Source organism: Streptococcus sp. HMSC074B11 (genome assembly GCF_001808705.1).
In the GTDB taxonomy this organism is placed as follows: Bacteria; Bacillota; Bacilli; order Lactobacillales; family Streptococcaceae; genus Streptococcus.
The window spans coordinates 1-228 of the sequence record NZ_KV794300.1; the positions used below are offsets into that span (position 1 = coordinate 1).

Below are 228 nucleotides of genomic sequence, written 5' to 3' on the forward strand. Positions count from 1 at the left end.
TGTTGCTGTTGGGTTAGATTTCTTAACTTCATCTGCTACTTTTGCTTTTTCAGCATCTGTAAGAGATGATGGGTTCGCTACTGGAGTGACAGCTGGAGTCTTAACGCCAGTTGAATCAGCTTCTTTAACTGTTTGCGCTGGTGTCAAGGTTGCTTTTGAACCATCTGGGAAGGTTACGGTTGTTGTTCCATCTTCACCAACTTTAACATCTGTTGCTGTTGGGTTAGA

At 43.0% G+C, this 228-nt stretch carries 1 pseudogene; it reads right to left on the reverse strand.

Annotation, left to right across the window (positions count from 1 at the left end):
• Positions 1-228: pseudogene (locus tag HMPREF2619_RS11400) on the reverse strand (hypothetical protein); the annotation flags it as partial.